Below are 17,860 nucleotides of genomic sequence, written 5' to 3' on the forward strand. Positions count from 1 at the left end.
GTCGTGTCCGGGTACGTCTCCGGGTACGGGCAGGGGTCCGGGTGCGTCGCACGGGGGCGGGGCGGAAAGATCGTGGGCGTGGCTGAAAGTTCAGCTGCGGGGCAGATGCCTGTTTCGCCGTGGATGAAACGGTTCCGCATACTGATACCGGCTGGGTCGGGGACTGGAGGACGCGTGGCGGAAGGCGAAGGATCCGGGACCGAGGACCGGAAGCCGAAGTCGGACGAGGCGCGCAGCGCGTTTTCCGTGCCGGACGGGGTCGGGGTGGACCCCGAGGCGACCGAGGAGGACCAGCCGACCTCGGAGTTCGCCGTCCCCGACGGGCTCGCGTCGGTGGCCGTGGACCCCGATGGCCCCGCGTCCGCGTTCGCCACGCCGCACACCTACAGCGCCGCCCACTCCCCGCCGGCCTACACCGGCCCTCCGGGCTTCCCGGTCACCCGGTTGAAGGAGTCCCCCTGGCAGGACCGCATGCGCACGGTGCTGCGCATGCCGGTGGACGTCCGGCCGGTGCCGGAGCCCTCGCAGCGGCTGGCCGTGGAGACCGGGCCCGCCGTGGGGCGCGTGCTCGACCTGACGCTGCGCATCGGCGAGCTGCTGCTCTCGGGCGGCGAGGGCGCCGAGGACGTGGAGGCCGCGATGTTCGCGGTGGCCCGCAGCTACGGCCTGGACCGCTGTGAGCCCACCGTCACCTTCACCCTGCTGTCGATCACCCACCAGCCCTCCCTGGTGGACGACCCCGTGTCGGCGAACCGCACGGTCCGCCGCCGCGGCACGGACTACACCCGGCTCTCGGCCGTGTTCGGCCTCGTCAACGACATCACCGCGCACGAGGTCGAGATCTCGCTGGAGGACGCCTACCGCCGGCTCGCCGAGATCCGCCGCAACCGGCACCCGTACCCCGGCTGGGTGCTCACCGGCGCCGCCGGCCTGCTCGCCGGCGCGGCCTCCACGCTGGTCGGCGGTGGCGTGCTGGTGTTCTTCGCAGCCGCACTCGGGGCGGTGCTCGGCGACCGGCTGGCCTGGCTGTGTGCCGGGCGCGGGCTGCCGGAGTTCTACCAGTTCGTGGTCGCGGCGATGCCGCCGGCCGCGATGGGCGTGGCCCTGAAGATGACCGACATCGACCTGCGCTCCTCGGCCGTGATCACCGGTGGGCTGTTCGCCCTGCTGCCGGGGCGGGCCCTGGTGGCAGCCGTGCAGGACGGTCTGACCGGCTACTACATCACCGCCTCCGCCCGGCTGCTGGAGGTGATGTACCTGTTCATCGGCATCATCATGGGCGTCCTGGTGGTGCTCTACGTCGGCGTGCAGTTCGGCTCCAATCCGCAGCCGGAGGACGTCCTGCAGATCGAGCAGCGGCCGCTGCTGCAGATCGCCGCCTCGATGGTTCTGGTGTTCACATTCGCGATCCTGCTTCAGCAGGAACGTTCCACCGTGTGGTTCGTGACGCTGAACGGCGGGATCGCCTGGGTGATCTACGGGGCCCTGCACTACGCCGCCAAGATGCCGCCGGTGCCGTCCACCGCGATCGCCGCCGGCCTGGTCGGCCTCTTCGGACAGCTCCTCGCCCGGCACCGGTTCTCCTCGGCCCTCCCCTTCGTCACGGCCGCCATCGGCCCGCTGCTGCCCGGCTCGGCCACGTACTACGGGCTCCTGCTGATCGCCGAGAACCGGCTGAACGAGGGGCTGGGCTCGCTGACGAACGCCGCCGCCATCGCGCTGGCCATCGCGATCGGCGTCAACCTCGGCTCCGAGACCTCCCGCCTGTTCATGCGCATCCCCGGCGCGGCCAGCGCGGCCAAGCGCGGCGCGGCGAAGCGCACCCGCGGGTTCTAGGGCCTGTCGATGCCCCGCCGGAACGCCGATGCCCCGCCGACCGGGACATCCTGGTCGGCGGGGCATCGTACGAGGCGTGGAGCGGAGCAGCCCTAGCGCTTCGCGTGGCGGCCGCTGCGCTGCTGGCCCGGGGCCTGGGGGTCCTCGCCGGCCCCGGACTCGGCGCCGCCGGCCTGCGCCGCCGCCTTCTTCTGCTTGCGGGACTTGAGCACCTCGAAGATCACCGGGATGACCGAGATCAGGACGATGCCGATGAAGATCGGCTCGACGTTGTTCTTGATGACCTCGAACTGGCCGAGCTGATACCCCAGGACCGTGACGCCCGCGCCCCACAGGACTCCGCCGATGACGTTGAACGTCAGGAAGGTGCGGTACTTCATCGCGGTCGCGCCCGCGACCATCGGCGCGAAGGTGCGGATGATCGGCACGAACCGCGCGAGCACGATGGCCTTGGGGCCGTGCTTCTCCATGAACTCGTGCGCCGCGTCGAGGTTCTCGCGCTTGAAGAGCTTGGAGTTCGGCTTGTTGAAGATCTTCGGGCCGAAGACCTTGCCGATCATGTATCCGACCTGGTCACCGATGATCGCGGCGGCCACGATCAGGGTGCACACCAGCCACAGCGGCTGGCTGATGGTGCCGCTCGCGACGAACAGGCCCGCCGTGAAGAGCAGGGAGTCTCCGGGCAGGAAGGCGAAGAGACCGGATTCCGCGAAAACGATGACCAGGATGCCGATCAGGCCGAAATGGCCGATCAGGTACTCCGGGGAGATCCACTCAGGACCGAGCGCAAGCGTGTTCACGGGTTCCGGGCTCTCCTGGATCAGGTGGGGGGTGTCCGTCCAATTATGAACGCACACCACCCCCGCCTGGTTCCAGGGATCGGCGCTACGCCTTGCGGACGGCGTTGGCCAGGATGGCGTCCCGTACGTACACCGCCAGCCCGGGCCGGACGGCCTCGTAGTACGCCGTGAACCGCTCGTCCGCGACGTACATCTCCCCGAGACCCGTGTGGATCTCGTACGTGCAGAAGTAATAGCTGCCGTTGATCCAGCCGCGGTGCTCCTCGGCCAGGTCCATGGCCTCCTCGGACTCCGCGGACGTCCCGGAGTCCAGCAGGGCGGCGAACCGCCGGTTGATGTCCTCGGCCAGGGCCTGGATCCGCAGCCAGTCCTCCTTGGTGTGGGAGGCGGTCCGGCGGGCGGACTCCCGGTACGTGTCGCCCCAGCGGCGCTCGGCCTCCTCGGCGTGCTCCTCGGGATCGAAATCCCCGAAGACCTCGAACTTCTCCTCGGGCGTGAGGTTGATGCCCATCTTCTTCGCCTCCATGGCGTGCTCGACGGCCGCGGCCATCTGCTGGAGCCGGGCGATCCGGCCGGTCAGGAGGGCGTGCTGCCGGCGCAGGTGCTCCCCCGGGTCCGATTCCGGGTCGTCCAGCAGGACCGCGACCTCTTCGAGCGGAAAGCCGAGCTCCCGGTAGAACAGGACTCGCTGCAGCCGGTCGAGATCGGCGTCGTCGTACCGCCGGTGTCCCGCACGGCTGCGGCCGCTCGGGGAGAGCAGCCCGATCTCGTCGTAGTGGTGCAGCGTGCGCACCGTGACTCCGGCGAATCCGGCGACCTGGCCCACGGAGTAGCCCATCGCTTTCCGCTCCTCTTCTCGGGTACGCGGCCCAGCCTGGTCCCTCACGCCGCGTGAGGTGCAAGCGCGGCGGGCCGGGAGTTCAGGAGGAAGGGGCGAGGACCCCTTCGAAGGCGTCGCCCGGGTCGTCGGCGAAGGAGTACGCGCCGGCCTCGATCCGGGCGATCAGGCCCCCGGTCCAGTCCGCCTCGGCGTCCGCCGAGTGGATCCAGCGGTGCATGATCTCGCCGATGTGGCCCAGCGGCTCGGGGCCCTCCTCGGGGACGTAGTGGTCCGTGACGGCGGAGCGCCAGGCGGCCAGCCGGCCCAGGCGCTCCCGCAGCAGGGACAGGGCCTCGGCCCGGGGCAGGTCGACCATGAAGCCGAGGGCCGAGGCGAGGACGTCGGCCCGCTGGTCGTAGGAGGACAGGGCCTCGCGGAGCAGCTTGAAGTACTCCGCGCGGCCCGCCTCCGTCAGCTCGTACTCGGTCCGCGGCGGGCCGCCCGCCGCGGACGGGGCCACCTCGTGGGCCAGCAGTACGCCCTGCTTCGCCATCTGCTTCAGCGCGTGGTAGATCGACCCGGGTTTGGTGTTCGACCACTCGTGGGCGCCCCAGAACTCCAGATCGGCCCGGACCTGGTAGCCGTGGGCCCGCCCGTGCTGGCGGACTGCGCCGAGGACGAGGAGGCGGATCGCTGACATGGGGCCAGGCTATCGAGCCCGCCGGGAGCCCCCGCCTCCCCTGCCTCCCCCGCTCACGGCGCTTTCTCCGCTACTCCGCGGACCAGCTCCGCTTACTCCGCGGACCAGCTCCGGCCGGAGGCCAGGGCCACCAGCTCGAAGGCCGTCTTGCCGTCGAGGGACTCGCGGATGACGTCGGCGTGACCGGCGTGCCGGGCGTCCTCCTCGACCAGGTGCAGGAGCAGCCAGCGCATCGAGACCTTGCCGTCCTTGGGGAACCAGGGCGCCGGGGGCAGCGGGAAGGTGTCGTCCAGGCTCGGGACCGAGGCGATGAACTCCGCGAGCTCCGCCGAGACCCCGTCCCAGAAGGCGAGGATCTCCTCGACGGACTCGCCGTCGACGAGCTTGAAGCTGTCGCCCCAGGTCTCCTGGGTCCGCTCCTTCTCGTTGACCCGCTGCTGCGCCATGCGCAGCCAGTTCAGCTCGCACTCGGCGACGTGCTTGAGCAGGCCGCCCAGGGACAGCTCGCTCGCGCTGGGCCGGCTCGCGGCCTGCTCGGGGCTCAGGCCGAGGACCGAGCGGCGCAGGGCCCCGCGCTGGGCTTCGACAAAGCTCAGGAGCGCGCCGCGCTCGTCGCCGTACGACTCGGCCGGGACGTGAGTGACCATGCTGACCTACCGCCTTCGTGGTGTGGCTCCTGCTGACAAGAACCACACTACGAACCCTTGCGGTCAGTTCCTGTCCGCAATCGCGCCGATCGCTTGAATCACTGGTTTTCCTGCCGGACCGGGGGGAGTTCGGTCCGCGGCTTGGGGAGCAGGGCCTTCTTCAGGTCCTGGGCGCCCTTCTCGTCCAGGCCGTACATCGCCTCGTAGATGTTGCGGACGGCCGGTCCCGAGGCCCCGGAGCCGGTGCCGCCCTGGGAGATGGTCATGACGATCGCGTAGTCCTCGGTGTAGGAGGCGAACCACGAGGTGGTCTGCTTCCCCTGGACCTCGGCCGTACCGGTCTTCGCGTGCATCGGGATCTGCTTCTGCGGCCAGCCGCCGAACCGCCAGGCCGCGCTGCCGGTGGTGGCCACGGCGGCGAGGGCCCCGTCGATGTCCTTGCGCAGCTTGGCGTTCATCGGGAGCTTGCCCTGTTCCTTCGGGGCGATCTCCTTCACCGAGGTGCCGTCGGCACTGACCACGGCCTTGCCGATGCTGGGCTGGTGCAGGGTGCCGCCGTTGGCGATGGCGGCGTAGACGGAGGCCATCTGGATCGGGGTGACGAGGGTGTCGCCCTGGCCGATGGAGTAGTTGATCGCGTCGCCCTCCCGGAGCTGATTGCCCTGGCGGCAGTTCTCGTAGGCGATCTTCTCGGCGTACGAACCGTTCTTCTTGCCGTCGCGGCACCAGGCGGACTTGTTCGCCTCGAAGAAGTCCTTCTTCCACTGGCGGTCCGGGACCCGGCCCGGGACCTCGCTGGGCAGGTCGATGCCGGTGCGCTTGCCGAGGCCGAACTCGTGGGCGGTCTTGAAGAACCAGTCGCCGGGCTTGGCCTTGGGCTTGATGCCGCCGTCCTTCTTCCACTCCTTGTCGGCGATGGCGTAGTAGACGGTGTCGCAGGAGACTTCCAGGGCCTTGCCGATGGTGATGTCGCCGTAGCCCTGGGACTCGAAGTTGGTGAAGACCTGGCTGCCGACCGAGTAGGAGCTCGGGCAGCCGTAGAGCCTGTTGAAGGGGTAGCCGGCGTTGACCGCGGCCGTCGAGGAGACCACCTTGAAGATCGAGCCGGGGGCCGCCTGGCCCTGGATGGCGCGGTTCAGCAGCGGGTAGTTCGATTCCTTGTCGGTGAGGGAGGCGTAGTCCTTCGCGGAGATCCCGCCGACCCAGGCGTTCGGGTCGTAGGTCGGGTTGGACGCCATCGCGACGACCCGGCCGGTCTTGGCCTCCATGACCACGACGGCGCCCGAGTCGGCCTCGTAGTGGCGGCCCGTGTTGTTCTTGTCGATGCCCTTGCGGGCCTCGATCATCGCGTTGTTCAGCTCGCGCTCGGCCACGGCCTGCACGCGCGAGTCGATCGAGGTCACGATGTTGGCGCCCGGCTGCGGCTTGTCGCTCGTGCCCTGGCCGATGATCCGGCCGAGGTTGTCCACCTCGTAGCGGGTGATGCCCGCCTTGCCCCGCAGGTCCTTGTCGTAGGTGCGCTCCAGGCCGCTGCGGCCCACCTGGTCGGAGCGCAGGTACGGGGAGTCGGATCCCTTCGCCTTGGTGATCTCCTCGTCGGTCACCGGGGAGAGGTAGCCGAGCACCTGGGAGGTGTTGGCGCCGTCGGGGCCGGCATAGCGGCGCAGGGCGGTGGGCTCGGCCGTGATGCCGGGGAACCGCTCGGCGTGCTCCCGTATCTCCAGGACCTGGTCGGTCGTCGCTTCGTCGGTGATGGGGATCGGCTGGTACGGGGAGCCGTTCCAGCAGGGCTTGGGGGTCTTGGCGTCGCACAGCCGGACGCCGTCGACCACGTCCTCGGGGTCGAGGCCCAGCACCCCGGCGAGCTCGGTGAGGACGCCCTTGCCGCGGTCCTTCATCTTGGAGAGCTCGGTGCGGCTGGCGGAGACCACCATGCGGGTCTCGTTGTCGGCGAGCGGGATCCCGCGGGAATCGAGGATCGAGCCGCGCACGGCGGGCTGGACCACCTGCTGGGTGTGGTTGTTCTTCGCCTCGTCCGTGTACTCCTGCCCGTTGCGTATCTGCAGGTACCACAGACGCCCGCCGAGGGTCAGCAGCAGCGAGAACACCACGATCTGGATCATGACGAGCCGGTTCTGGACCCGGGGTGTGCGCCCGGTCTCCGGTATGTTGCTCAACTCGGCTCTCCCCCGGACTGGTCCTCGCCTGACCCGCCCGAGTCTAGATCCCCCGCGGAGCTAGAAAGGGAACTGCGTCCGGCCGTGCTGGACCGAGATCCATTTCTGGGTGGTGAAGGCCTCGATGGTGGCCTCGCCGTTGAGCCGGCCCATGCCGGAGGCCTTCTCCCCGCCGAACGCCGCGAGCGGCTCGTCGCCGATGGTGGAGTCGTTGACGTGGATCATGCCGGTCTCGATGCGCTGCGCGAAGCGGACCCCTCGCTCCACGTCACGGGTGTGGACGGCGCCGCTGAGTCCGTACGGGGTCGCGTTGGTGAGGCGGACCGCCTCGTCCTCGCCGTCGAAGACGACGAGGAGGGCTACGGGGCCGAAGATCTCCTGGCCGAGCAGCGGGGAGTCCTCGGGGAGTCCGGCGAGCACGGTCGGCTCGACCAGGTTGCCGCGCGTAGAGCCCCGTACGAGCGCCTGCGCGCCGGATTCGACGGCGCGGTCGACGAGCGCGGTGAGGGCGTCGGCCTGGAAGGAGTTGATCAGGGGGCCGATGTGGGTGTCGGCGTCGTGCGGGTCGCCGGTGACCAGGGCCCGCACGCGGGTGGTGAACTTCTCGGTGAACTCCTCGGCCACCGAGGCGTCGACCAGGATCCGGTTGGCGGCCATGCAGACCTGGCCCTGGTAGACGAAGCGGCTGAAGACGGCGGCGTCCACCGCGTAGTCGAGGTCGGCGTCGTCGAGGACGACCAGCGCGCTGTTGCCGCTCAGTTCCAGGACGGTCCGCTTGAAGTGGCGCGCGGCGACCGCGCCGACGTGCCGGCCGACCCGGTCGGACCCGGCGAAGGAGATGACCTTGGGGACGGGGTGGGTCAGGAGCGCATCGCCTATTTCGGCTATGTCGGTGACCAGGACGTTGAGCAGGCCGGCCGGGAGGCCTGCCTCCTCGAAGATCTTGGCGATGACCCCGCCGCCGACGACGGGCGCGTTCTGGTTCGGCTTGATGACCACGGCGTTGCCCAGCGCCAGGGCCGGGGCGACCGACTTCAGGGTGACCAGGAAGGGGAAGTTGAAGGGGCTGATCACGGCGACGACCCCGACGGGCAGCCGCTGGACCCGGTTCTCCTTGCCCTCGACCGGCGAGGGCAGGATGCGGCCCTCGGGCCGGACGGCCAGCTGCATGGCCTCGCGGATGAACTCCATGGCGAGGTGGACCTCGTACTCGGCCTTGGGACGGGTCCCGCCGAGCTCGTCGATCATCGCCTCGACGATCTCCTTCTCGCGCTCCTCGGTGATCCGCAGGGCGCGTTCCAGGACGGCTCGTCTGGTGTAGGGGCTGGTGGCGGCCCATTCCTTCTGGGCCAGCTCGGCGGCCCGGTAGGCCTGGTCGACCTGCTCGACGGTGGCCACGGTGATGGCCGCGAGCTTCTCCCCGTTGTACGGGTTGACGTCGATGATGTCCCACGACCCGGTTCCGGCCAGCCATTCGCCGTCGATGTACTGGTGAGCCAGGTCCTCGAATATGGACATGCCATCCCTTACGTCGAACGCGCTTCCTTGCGCTGCACCGGAGACCCGGGGGTCATCCGGGTCATCGTCATGCTCTGATCAGGCGTCATAGTACGTGCGAATCAAGACAGTTGGAGCAGACCACGGAGGAGATCGCGGGTCTTGTCGGGGTCCGGGCAGTCGCTCTGGAGGCGCAGCATCGCCCGCTCGTACTGCCCCACTTCCTCGTCTTTGTCGAGGTAGAGGGCGCTGGTGAGCTGTTCCAGATAGACGACGTCCTGGAGGTCGGACTCGGGGAAGCGCAGCAGGGTGAAGGCACCGCTCTCGCCGGCGTGACCGCCGAAGGAGAAGGGCATGACCTGCAGGTGCACGTTCGGCCGCTGCGAGATCTCGATGAGGTGCTCCAACTGACCGCGCATCACGTCCCGGTCGCCGTACGGGCGGCGCAGCGCGGCCTCGTCGAGGACGGCGTGGAAGACGGGGGCGTTCTCGGAGACCAGTACCTTCTGGCGCTCCAGGCGCAGCGCGACCCGGCGGTCGATCTCGGCGCGGCCGGCGCCGGGCATGCCGCGGCTGACCACGGCCTGGGCGTAGGCCTCGGTCTGCAACAGGCCGTGCACGAACTGGACTTCATAGATGCGGATGAGGGAGGCGGCGCCTTCCAGACCCACGTACGTCTGGAACCAGCCCGGCAGGACATCGCCGTAGCTGTGCCACCAGCCGGCCACGTTGGCCTCGCGGACCAGTCCCAGGAGGGACTCCCGCTCCGCGCCGTCCGTGACTCCGTAGAGCGTGAGGAGATCCTCTACGTCTCTGGCCTTGAAGCTCACCCTTCCCAACTCCAAGCGGCTGATCTTCGATTCGGATGCGCGGATCGAGTAACCGGCCGCCTCACGGGTGATGCCGCGGGATTCTCGGAGTCGCCTGAGCTGGGAGCCCAGGAGGATGCGGCGCACCACAGAACCACTGGCTTCTGCGGTCACGAGTCCTGCCCCTCCCCATGCCGTGGATGGATACGTACACCGAACGCGCGTGCGGCCGCGTCAGGCTGCGTCGCAGGGGCCCCCGTGCCCCTCAAAGCCCGCAGTCTGCCACCAAAACGCATCCGCCCGTACTCGTTCTGTAACGGATTTGGCCTCGCCGTAAAAGAAGTCCGTAAGTATGCGTAGGAAGAAATGGGCAAGAACCGTCACGGGGTCGGACAGGTCCGGCGCGTGCACGTGCATCTGCCCTTGCATCCGGCTCCGCCATTCGGAACCATGGTCCCGCGCACCTGCGTGCCCCGCAGTTCTTTCGAATCCCGGGAGTGCCTCGCATGGGGACGAATGGATCGACCATGCTCGAGCCGTTACGGCAGGGGCTTCCCCCGGTCGACCCCACGGCTGTCTCCGGGTCCGCGTCCTGCGCCCTGCCCGCCCGCTTCGAAGCGGTGCGCGGTGCACGCACCTTCACGCGTTCCACCCTTGCCCAGTGGGGTCTCGACGACCGGTTCGACGACGTGGCACTGGTCGTCTCCGAACTCGTCACCAACGCGCTGCGCCATGCCCTCCCGGACGACTCCCGGCCGGCCGCGGGCGAGAGCGAGCCGCCGGTGCGCCTGCACCTGATGCGGTGGAGCACCCGGCTGGTGTGCGCGGTGCGGGACCCCAGCGAGGACCGGCCCGGCGGGAGCTTCGCGCCGGAGGCGACGGAGCGCAACTGTGACCTGGAGTCGGGGCGCGGGCTCTTCCTCGTCGACTCCTACAGCGACAGCTGGGGCTGGCACCCGCTCGCGGGGCGGCTGACCGGCAAGGTGGTCTGGGCGCTGTTCACGCTCCAGGACTGAATCACCGCGGGGCCACCGCACGGCCACCGCACGATCACCGCATATGCGACAAGCGGCCGGGATTGATCATGGCGATCAATCCCGGCCGCTGCACGTGCATGGCTGATCTTCGGCTGGTCTTCAGCCGATCAGGTGGTCGAACTCGCCGTCCTTGACACCCAGCAGCAGCGCTTCTATCTCGGCCGGCGTGTACACGAGTGCCGGTCCGTCCGGAAACCGCGAGTTGCGCATGGCAACGTCGCCTCCGGGCAGTTTCGCGAACTCCACACAGGAACCTTGCGAGTTGCTGTGTCTGCTCTTCTGCCAGGTCACCCCGTCAAGCTCTGCAGCTGCCATCCCGTTGTACGCGTGGTCCACAGGAAGCCCCCGATAGTGCAGATGTCAACTGCACCGGATCATAGCTGTGTTCATGAACGCCTGCATGGGCAGATGCACGTGCACGAACGGAGGGCAAGGCACCACTAAGGGTGACGACCTTCCTCCGGCTCGGGGCGGGATGGGGTTCGGGGTGGGTTCCGGGGTGGGGTCCGCAGCGCGTCGGAGACCTCCTCCAGGGAGTCCAGCAGCTGCCGCGCCGCCCCGCGCAGCACGCCCGGGTCGGGGGTTCCCCCGTCGGCCAGGGCCGCGCGGACCCCCTCCCAGTCGGGCACCCGGCGCTCCCGCACCGCCTTCGCACCCGCCTCCGTCCCCGCGCGCAGCGCCCGGGCCAGCTCGGCCGCGCCCGGGACCGGAGGCCGGGACCGGTCCGGGAAGTGCGCCTCCAGCAGCATCGCGTGGCGGCCCATCGCGGCCAGGGCCCGGCCCGCGTCCTCGGCGGCATCCCGGGAGATCCCGCGGTGGCGCACCGGCTCCCCCGAGGCCCGGTCCACCGCCTCCTGCCAGGCGACCCGGGCGTCGCGCACCTCCAGCAGGGCCGCCCGCACGTCCTCGCGCCGGGCTCCGGCCGGGTCGGCGTACTGCCCGAGCACGGCTGCCGCGTACCGCCCGTTGGCCGCCACCCAGTCCGCCAGCCGGGTCCGCAGCCGCGGGGTCTCCCAGGCCGGGTAGACGGCGTAGGAGATCATCGCGAGGACCCCGCCGACCAGGGTGAGGGCGACGCGGTCCGGCACCGTCTGGTCCCAGCGCAGGCCGCCCATGCCGAGCAGGAAGACCACGTAGGCGGAGACGAAGACCATCGCGACGGCGTACCCGGTGCGCATGAAGGTGTACATCAGGCCCGCGCTGACGACGGCGAGCAGCCCGGACACGTACATCCCCGGGTGTGCGAGCTGGACCACGGCCGTCGCGAGGGCGACGCCGACCAGGGTGCCGCCGAAGCGGGCGACGGCGCGGGTGTAGGTCTGTGTGAAATCGGGCCGCATGACCATGACGGAGGCCATCGGAGCCCAGTAGGCGTGGCCGAACGGCAGCACGTGGCCGATGCCGTAGCCCGCGCAGGCCACGGCGGTGACCCGCACGGCGTGCCGCAGGATCGGCGACCCCGGGCGCAGCTCGGCCCGTACGGCGGCCAGCACCATCGGCGCGAGCGCCGGCAGGGTGGGCCGCAGCATCGACTCCCCGGGATCGGCGGTGCGCCCGGAGCCCGGCTCGGCGGTGTCGAGTACGTCGTCCAGCAGGGCGGCGAGCCTGCGCGCGGCGCGCAGCGCGGGGCCCCGGAGCAGGTCGGCGGTGCCGGGGTCCTTGAGCACCGCGAGGGCCGGCCCGGGCAGCCGTACGGCCTCGCCGCGCCGGATCGCGGACGCGGCGGCGTCCAGCACCGACCCGGCGGCGGCGAGCAGTTCCCGCGCCCGGTCCCGCGCCGGGCCCTCGGCCGGGGCCCCGACGGCCGGGTCTGCCAGCAGGGCCAGCACCGGACGGATCCGCTCCGCTAGCCCCCGCGCGCCGTGCAGCTCGGCGGGGCGGCGGCGGGCCTGGCGCACCGTCACCGTCGCGGCGTCGCGCGCCCGCATCAGCGGCTGCGGGTCGAAGGAGGCGACCGGGTCCTGGCGCAGACGGCGCGCGTAGTCGGCCTCGGCGGCGAGGGCGTCGGCCAGCGCGTCGCGCTGGGCGCCCCACCGCCGGATGGGGAAGAGGAGGATCAGCAGGGCCTGCACCACCCCGCCGGCGGCGATCATCGCGGCGTGCCCGGCGGCCTGCGGCACGGAGGTGGGCAGGGTGACGGTGACCAGCATGATCGCGACGTTGCCGGAGGCGATGATCCCGGCGGTGGGGCCGGCCGCCCACATCAGGCCCGCGGCGAAGCTCCAGACGGCGAGCAGCAGCACGAAGGCCAGGGTGTGCGAGGACCCGACGAGGTAGCCGATGAAGGTGGACACGGCCAGGGTCAGCCCGGCGGCGAGCGCGAGCACGGGCCGGGGCCGCCAGCTCTTCTGGAAGGTGGCCACGGCCGCCATGTACGCGCCGAAGGCGGAGCTGGCGGCGGAGCCGGGCCCCAGGAAGGCCAGGCCCGCGCCGATGACGACGGCCAGGCCGACGGCGGCGCGCAGCGCGACGAGGGGTTGCAGCCGGGTCCGCTCGACCCGCAGTCCGGACCGGGCGGTGTCCTTCAGCGCCCGGACCCAGCTCATGGCTCCGAGCGTAGCCCCGCCGGGGGCGGAACCCGGGAGCCCGGCACGAGGACGCCCGCGCGTCGGGACCGGGCTCGCCGCTGCGCGGGGCGAAAGTCCCCGACCCGCCCTTCCACCGTTCCCTGGGGCTCCGCCCCAGAGCCCGCCCCAGACCCCGCGCCTCAAACGCCGGCGAGGCTGGAATCTTCCGGCCCGTCCGGCGTTGGGGGACCGGGATCCGGGCGGCCGGGGCGCGTCGCCCGGGCTTCAGGTGTTCTTCAGGCTTGGCGTGATCTATGGCGCCGTCGGCCGACAGCGTCGATCATCGGCCCGGACGGGCCGATTCCGGCACCGTCCCGGCAGGCTGCCGGCACCCACCGGAAGGCGGACGCACACATGCTCAGGAACGCCCTGGAACCCTGGCACGTCGCCATCATCGTGCTCGTCTGCCTGATGGTGTTCGGCTCGAAGAAGCTCCCCGAGATGGCCCGCGGGCTGGGCAGGTCCGCCCGCATCCTGAAGGCGGAGGCCCGTGCGCTGCGCGAGGAGGACCCCGCCGCGCCGGCCCCCACCGAGCGCTGATCGGGGCTTCCCGGCTTCCGGGCTTCCGGGCTTCCGGGCTCAGCCCCGCAAGGACGCGCGACGGCCGTCCGCCATGTGGGCCCGGTCGGCGGCGGCCGTGCCGTCCTCCCAGCCCGCGAGGTCGGTCGCTCCGCGCAGCCGGGTCGTCGTGGTCCGGGGGAACATCTCCTCGGCCCGCGAGGTGACGGCCACGTCCCGGGCGACCAGGGCCGGCAGGTTGTCGGGGGCCTCGGCCACGGTGTCGGCCACCGTGTGCTCCGCCGTCTCCGCGAGACGCTGGCCGAGCCGGCTCGCGTAGGCCAGGAGGAAGGACTGCCGGAAGGTCTTGGTGCGCTTGCGCCCGCCCGCCCGCTGCCCGGCCTCCGCGCGGGTCATCGCGGCGGTGCCCTGCACCAGCAGCGAGGTGTAGAGCAGCTCGACCGCCTCCAGGTCGCTCTCGAAGCCGACGACGGTGGAGAACTCGTAGGCGCTGTTCCACACGGACCGGCAGCGGTTCGCGCTCGCCACCGCGTCGAGCAGCACCGCCTTGGCCTCCTCGTACGGGGCCTCGACGCCGATCCGGCAGGCGCCGGGTATCTGCGCCGTGCCGGACTTCACCGCGAGCAGGGCGGCGTCCACGGTGTGCCGGGCCATGAGCTCCTGCGCCTTGGCGCTGAGCGCCTCCGCCTCCTCCGGGAAGGTCGTCGCCTCGGCCTTCGCGAGCAGCGCCCTGATCCGGCCGAGCATGCGGGGCTCGATGTGCGCGTGTTCGAGTACGTCGGCGGGGTCTCCCGGCAGCGGCCCGACCGGCTCGATCGACGGCAGCCGGATCAGCAGCCGGAACACCTCCAGGACGGCCCCGGCCAGGCTGAAGCGGTCGGTGCGCTCCCGCTGGACCAGCCGCTCCCCGTACCGGGGGTCGTCCCCCCACCAGACCTCGGCCTCGGTCCACCGCTCGGGCAGCCGCGCGTACCGCCGGGCCTCGGCGGCGATGAGGTCCTCGGTGATCCGCAGGTGTGCCTGCTCCAGGTCCCGGCGTACGAGCCGCAGCACGTCGGCGGGCCGCCACCCGCGCTCCCAGGCCTGGCGCACGTACTCCTCCCCGCGCGCGAGCAGCGCCTGCCCGACCGCGCCCCACCGGTCCCCCTCGGCGACGAGCACCGACGCCCCGGCGTCCAGCCCGGCGTCGTCCTGGTTGTACAGCGCGGCCTCGCAGGCCCGGTCGACGATGTCTCTCACCTCTTCAGCTTGGCATGCCGCCCGCCGCACCCTCCGGGCGGAGCCGGGCCCGGCCGTCCGGCGGCTTGAGGACCGGGGTCCGGGCAAGGCCCGGGGAAGGGGCGAAGGGCGGATGGGGGACTTCGCCCGCCCAGCGGCGCTCGCCCGCCCACCGGCGCACGCCTGTGCGAGCGCGCCGCGCACGGGCGCTGTCGGACCCCGGTGGGACACTCGCACTCATGAGCGAGCACGCCCCTCGGTGGGCCCTGGCCGAGGACGGCGACGGCCGCTGGCACGCCTCCCCCCTGGACGGGCCCGCGGGCGGAGCCCGCGTCACGGTCACCGACCCCGCGGACGCCATCCGCGCGGCCCCCGCCACCACCCGCTGGGTCTGGCGCTCCACGCAAGCCGTCTACCCCCGACTGCTCGCCGCCGGCATCCGCGTGGACCGCTGCCACGACATCGAGGACGCCGAGCTGCTCCTGCTCGCCCACGAGGGCCGCCTCGGCGAACCCCGCTCGGCGGCCGCCGCCTGGGCCCGCCTTACGAACGCCCCCGTACCGCCCGATCCCCCGCAGCGCGCGGCGGAGCCCGCAAGCCAGCACTCCCTCTTCGACCCCCAGCCGGCCCCCGTACCGCTCGACGCCCTCGTCGCCGTCCACGCCGACCAGGCGAAACGGCTCGAGGCCACCGCGCACCCCGACCGGATGCGGCTGCTCGTGGCCTCCGAGTCGGCGGCCTTCCTCGTGGCCGCCGAGATGAACCGCGCGGGCCTGCCCTGGCGGGCCGACGTCCACCGGGCCCTGCTCACCGAGCTGCTCGGCGAGCGGTACGCGGGCCGCGGCCAGCCCCGCCGGCTCGCCGAGCTCGCCGACGAGGTCTCGGCCGCGTTCGGCCGGCGCGTCCGGCCCGAGCTGGCCGCCGACGTCATCAAGGCCTTCGCGGAGGCCGGGATCAAGCTCAAGTCCACCCGCCGCTGGGAGATCCAGGAGCTGGACCACCCCGCCGTGGAGCCCCTCATCGCCTTCAAGAAGCTGTACCGGATCTACACCGCCCACGGCTGGTCCTGGCTCGCGGACTGGGTCCACGACGGCCGCTTCCGACCCGAGTTCATCCCCGGCGGCACCCACACCGGCCGCTGGGTCACCAACGGCGGCGGGGCCCTGCAGATCCCCAAGGTCATCCGCCGGGCCGTCGTCGCCGATCCCGGCTGGCGGCTCGTGGTGGCCGACGCCGACCAGATGGAGCCCCGGGTGCTCGCCGCGATCTCCCGCGACCCCGCCTTCATGGAGGTCGCCGGCCGCCCCGAGGACCTCTACACCTCCATCTCCCGCCAGGGCTTCTCCGGCGACCGCGACATGGCGAAGATCGCCGTCCTCGGCGCGGTCTACGGGCAGACCTCCGGGGACGGCCTGAAGAACCTGGCCGCGCTGCGCCGCCGCTTCCCCCGGGCCGTGGCGTACGTGGACGACGCCGCGAAGGCGGGCGAGGAGGGGCGGCTCGTACGGACCTGGCTGGGCCGTACCTGCCCGCCGGCGGCCGATCCGGAGGAGGCAGAGGAGGCCCCCGACGGCTGGGTCCCCGGCTACGCCTCCACCGACGCGCGGGCGCGCGGCCGCTTCACCCGCAACTTCGTCGTGCAGGGCAGCGCCGCGGACTGGGCGCTGCTCCTGCTCGCCGCCCTGCGCCGGTCCCTCGCGGAGGCGGGGATGCGGGCCGAGCTGGTCTTCTTCCAGCACGACGAGGTCATCGTCCACTGCCCCGAGGAGGAGGCGCAGGCCGTGGCCGCGGCGATCCGCGAGGCGGGCGAGCTGGCCGGCCGCATCACCTTCGGCGAGACCCCGGTCCGCTTCCCGTTCACCACGGCCGTCGTGGAGTGCTACGCGGACGCGAAGTAGCCTCTACCTCCCGTACTCCATGGCCACCTTCGGGCTCGTCGCGAGCTCCTTCATCCGCGCCAGGGTCAGCACCGGCTCCTTGCGGGTGGCCGCCGTCATCTGGCTCTCGGCGTTGAAGGCGGACACGATCACGCGGGTGCCGTTCGGGAGCAGCGCTTCCGCGCTCCACCAGACCACGCCGGCCCCGCCCTTCTCGCCGGCCTGCTGCCGGGTCAGGAGCTTCGTTCCGTTCGGCAGGGTCTCGGCGGAGGTGAACAGATCGGCCCACATCCCCGGGTGCTTGGCGCTGTCCGGCTGGATCTGGAGGCTGACCAGCGACTTGCCCTTGCCCTCGTCCAGCACCAGGTAGCCCAGGTCGGCCCCGTCCTCGTCCCGGCTCACGACCGGGATGTCGTCCTTGCCCAGCAGGTCTTCCAGGACGACCACCGCCTTCATGCCCGAGTGGCCGGGCTGCGACGGGGGTGACTGGGGTGACTCGGCCGGCGCGGCCGGGAGGTCGTTCAGGGCCGGATGCCACAACGGGGAGGTCACGAGCGCCTGGAGCTGCGCGAGCGTCAGCGGCGGCGTCGGCCGGGTGATGGGCGCGTCCTTCTCCGCCGCCGCGTTCCACTCCTGGGCGTCGATGAGGAACCCCTGCGGGGTGACCACCGTGGCCCGCCAGCACTTCGTGTCCACGCGGCGGTCGGGGTACTCGTAGCCCTTGAAGAGCAGCAGCCTCGAACCGTCCTCAAGCTTCTTGGAGGAACAGCTGTCGTAGTTCAACGTGGCCTTGGAGGGGCACTTCACCATGTCGTCGGCCATCGGTCCCGTCGGGTCCACCCGGCTGAGGCTGAAGCCGAGCCTTCCCTTGCCCTCGCCGTCGTCGAAGACGCCGGTCACCATCGGCCCCGGCTGGTCGCCCGTGCCCCTGGCCTCGATGTCGCTCAGCCCGCCCTGCGGCAGCAACTGCTTGAGCACTGCGGTCATCTGATCGGCCGTCACGGCTCCGGTGCCGATACGGTCCCCGCTCGAGGCCGGCGGCCGCTGCGGTGCGGGCGGCTCCGGCGAGGACGCCACGTCCGCCCGGCCGTCCCCGCCGCCCGACCAGAGCATCCCGTTCGCGTAGGCCCCGGCAGTGCCGATCAGCGCCAGGGCGAGCACCGAGCCGCCGGCCACGGCGAACCGGCGGCGGGCCAGCATCCGCCGGCCGCGCCGCTCCCCGGCGTCCACGAGGTCCCGTCCTTCGGCCGTGAAGCCGTCACCCGTACGCCGGAGGGCTTCACCGAGCTCATCTTCAAAGGGCATGCGGAATCAGACCTTCCGTTTAAAGGGATCGTGGAATGAGAAGAGCGGAAC

Annotated in this window: 13 protein-coding genes and 2 pseudogenes; 4 read left to right on the forward strand and 11 right to left on the reverse strand. The window is 71.6% G+C overall.

The genetic code is table 11. The features are described 5' to 3' along the window. The first annotated feature begins 123 nt into the window (after positions 1-123). The gene (locus ACFYM0_RS23480) at positions 124-1,836 is read left to right on the forward strand and encodes a threonine/serine exporter family protein (protein WP_388504900.1); all 1,713 of its coding nucleotides are present in this window, start codon (positions 124-126) and stop codon (positions 1,834-1,836) included. Positions 1,837-1,970: 134 nt separating this feature from the next. Here the strand turns inward: ACFYM0_RS23480 and ACFYM0_RS23485 are convergent. The 7 genes and pseudogenes from ACFYM0_RS23485 to ACFYM0_RS23515 form a co-directional block, all read right to left on the reverse strand. Further along, positions 1,971-2,636 (reverse strand): annotated as a pseudogene (locus ACFYM0_RS23485) (DedA family protein); the annotation flags it as partial. 85 nt (positions 2,637-2,721) lie between these two features. Continuing rightward, positions 2,722-3,474 carry a MerR family transcriptional regulator gene (locus ACFYM0_RS23490; RefSeq protein ID WP_388504417.1) on the reverse strand — a complete coding sequence of 251 codons (753 nt, stop codon included), beginning with the start codon at positions 3,472-3,474 and terminating at the stop codon, positions 2,722-2,724. 82 nt (positions 3,475-3,556) lie between these two features. Further along, positions 3,557-4,156, reverse strand: a complete 600-nt coding sequence (locus ACFYM0_RS23495) for a PadR family transcriptional regulator (RefSeq protein ID WP_388504419.1) — start codon at positions 4,154-4,156, stop codon at positions 3,557-3,559. A 92-nt stretch (positions 4,157-4,248) separates the two neighbouring features. Further along, positions 4,249-4,803 carry a DinB family protein gene (locus ACFYM0_RS23500; RefSeq protein ID WP_388504421.1) on the reverse strand — a complete coding sequence of 185 codons (555 nt, stop codon included), beginning with the start codon at positions 4,801-4,803 and terminating at the stop codon, positions 4,249-4,251. 107 nt (positions 4,804-4,910) lie between these two features. Then, positions 4,911-6,980 (reverse strand): annotated as a pseudogene (gene mrdA / locus ACFYM0_RS23505) (penicillin-binding protein 2); the annotation flags it as partial. Between the two features lie 60 nt (positions 6,981-7,040). Beyond that, on the reverse strand, positions 7,041-8,498 hold the full coding sequence (locus ACFYM0_RS23510; protein ID WP_388504423.1) for an aldehyde dehydrogenase family protein: 1,458 nt from the start codon (positions 8,496-8,498) through the stop codon (positions 7,041-7,043). 101 nt (positions 8,499-8,599) lie between these two features. Next, on the reverse strand, positions 8,600-9,460 hold the full coding sequence (locus tag ACFYM0_RS23515; RefSeq protein ID WP_388504426.1) for a helix-turn-helix domain-containing protein: 861 nt from the start codon (positions 9,458-9,460) through the stop codon (positions 8,600-8,602). Positions 9,461-9,792: 332 nt separating this feature from the next. Between ACFYM0_RS23515 and ACFYM0_RS23520 the strand changes: the two genes are divergently transcribed. Continuing rightward, positions 9,793-10,302: an ATP-binding protein gene (locus tag ACFYM0_RS23520; RefSeq protein ID WP_388504429.1), complete on the forward strand. Its 510-nt coding sequence runs from the start codon at positions 9,793-9,795 to the stop codon at positions 10,300-10,302. Positions 10,303-10,422: 120 nt separating this feature from the next. Here ACFYM0_RS23520 and ACFYM0_RS23525 read toward each other — a convergent pair whose 3' ends face one another. After that, positions 10,423-10,659, reverse strand: coding sequence for a DUF397 domain-containing protein (locus ACFYM0_RS23525; protein WP_215011402.1), 237 nt, complete (start codon positions 10,657-10,659; stop codon positions 10,423-10,425). Positions 10,660-10,763: 104 nt separating this feature from the next. Further along, positions 10,764-12,869 carry an FUSC family protein gene (locus tag ACFYM0_RS23530; RefSeq protein WP_388504432.1) on the reverse strand — a complete coding sequence of 702 codons (2,106 nt, stop codon included), beginning with the start codon at positions 12,867-12,869 and terminating at the stop codon, positions 10,764-10,766. A gap of 375 nt (positions 12,870-13,244) precedes the next feature. Between ACFYM0_RS23530 and tatA the strand changes: the two genes are divergently transcribed. Then, on the forward strand, positions 13,245-13,430 hold the full coding sequence (tatA, locus tag ACFYM0_RS23535) for a Sec-independent protein translocase subunit TatA (RefSeq protein ID WP_388504435.1): 186 nt from the start codon (positions 13,245-13,247) through the stop codon (positions 13,428-13,430). A 39-nt stretch (positions 13,431-13,469) separates the two neighbouring features. Here tatA and ACFYM0_RS23540 read toward each other — a convergent pair whose 3' ends face one another. Continuing rightward, positions 13,470-14,648 carry a DUF2786 domain-containing protein gene (locus ACFYM0_RS23540; RefSeq protein WP_388504438.1) on the reverse strand — a complete coding sequence of 393 codons (1,179 nt, stop codon included), beginning with the start codon at positions 14,646-14,648 and terminating at the stop codon, positions 13,470-13,472. A gap of 218 nt (positions 14,649-14,866) precedes the next feature. Between ACFYM0_RS23540 and ACFYM0_RS23545 the strand changes: the two genes are divergently transcribed. Further along, positions 14,867-16,525: a bifunctional 3'-5' exonuclease/DNA polymerase gene (locus ACFYM0_RS23545; RefSeq protein ID WP_388504440.1), complete on the forward strand. Its 1,659-nt coding sequence runs from the start codon at positions 14,867-14,869 to the stop codon at positions 16,523-16,525. Positions 16,526-16,528: 3 nt separating this feature from the next. Here ACFYM0_RS23545 and ACFYM0_RS23550 read toward each other — a convergent pair whose 3' ends face one another. Next, on the reverse strand, positions 16,529-17,809 hold the full coding sequence (locus ACFYM0_RS23550; RefSeq protein ID WP_388504441.1) for a hypothetical protein: 1,281 nt from the start codon (positions 17,807-17,809) through the stop codon (positions 16,529-16,531). Positions 17,810-17,860: the final 51 nt, after the last annotated feature.

The sequence above is a fragment of the Streptomyces sp. NPDC006487 genome, assembly GCF_042870555.1.
In the GTDB taxonomy this organism is placed as follows: Bacteria; Actinomycetota; Actinomycetes; order Streptomycetales; family Streptomycetaceae; genus Streptomyces.

What these genes read in the sequence shown, in the direction of transcription:
- ACFYM0_RS23510 (WP_388504423.1), bottom strand. Translation starts at nt 8,498, where the DNA reads ATGTCCATATTCGAGGACCTGGCTCACCAGTACATCGACGGCGAATGG.
- ACFYM0_RS23500 (WP_388504421.1), bottom strand. Translation starts at nt 4,803, where the DNA reads ATGGTCACTCACGTCCCGGCCGAGTCGTACGGCGACGAGCGCGGCGCG.
- ACFYM0_RS23490 (WP_388504417.1), bottom strand. Translation starts at nt 3,474, where the DNA reads ATGGGCTACTCCGTGGGCCAGGTCGCCGGATTCGCCGGAGTCACGGTG.
- ACFYM0_RS23530 (WP_388504432.1), bottom strand. Translation starts at nt 12,869, where the DNA reads ATGAGCTGGGTCCGGGCGCTGAAGGACACCGCCCGGTCCGGACTGCGG.
- ACFYM0_RS23520 (WP_388504429.1), top strand. Translation starts at nt 9,793, where the DNA reads ATGGGGACGAATGGATCGACCATGCTCGAGCCGTTACGGCAGGGGCTT.
- ACFYM0_RS23545 (WP_388504440.1), top strand. Translation starts at nt 14,867, where the DNA reads ATGAGCGAGCACGCCCCTCGGTGGGCCCTGGCCGAGGACGGCGACGGC.
- ACFYM0_RS23495 (WP_388504419.1), bottom strand. Translation starts at nt 4,156, where the DNA reads ATGTCAGCGATCCGCCTCCTCGTCCTCGGCGCAGTCCGCCAGCACGGG.
- tatA (WP_388504435.1), top strand. Translation starts at nt 13,245, where the DNA reads ATGCTCAGGAACGCCCTGGAACCCTGGCACGTCGCCATCATCGTGCTC.
- ACFYM0_RS23480 (WP_388504900.1), top strand. Translation starts at nt 124, where the DNA reads ATGAAACGGTTCCGCATACTGATACCGGCTGGGTCGGGGACTGGAGGA.
- ACFYM0_RS23550 (WP_388504441.1), bottom strand. Translation starts at nt 17,809, where the DNA reads ATGCCCTTTGAAGATGAGCTCGGTGAAGCCCTCCGGCGTACGGGTGAC.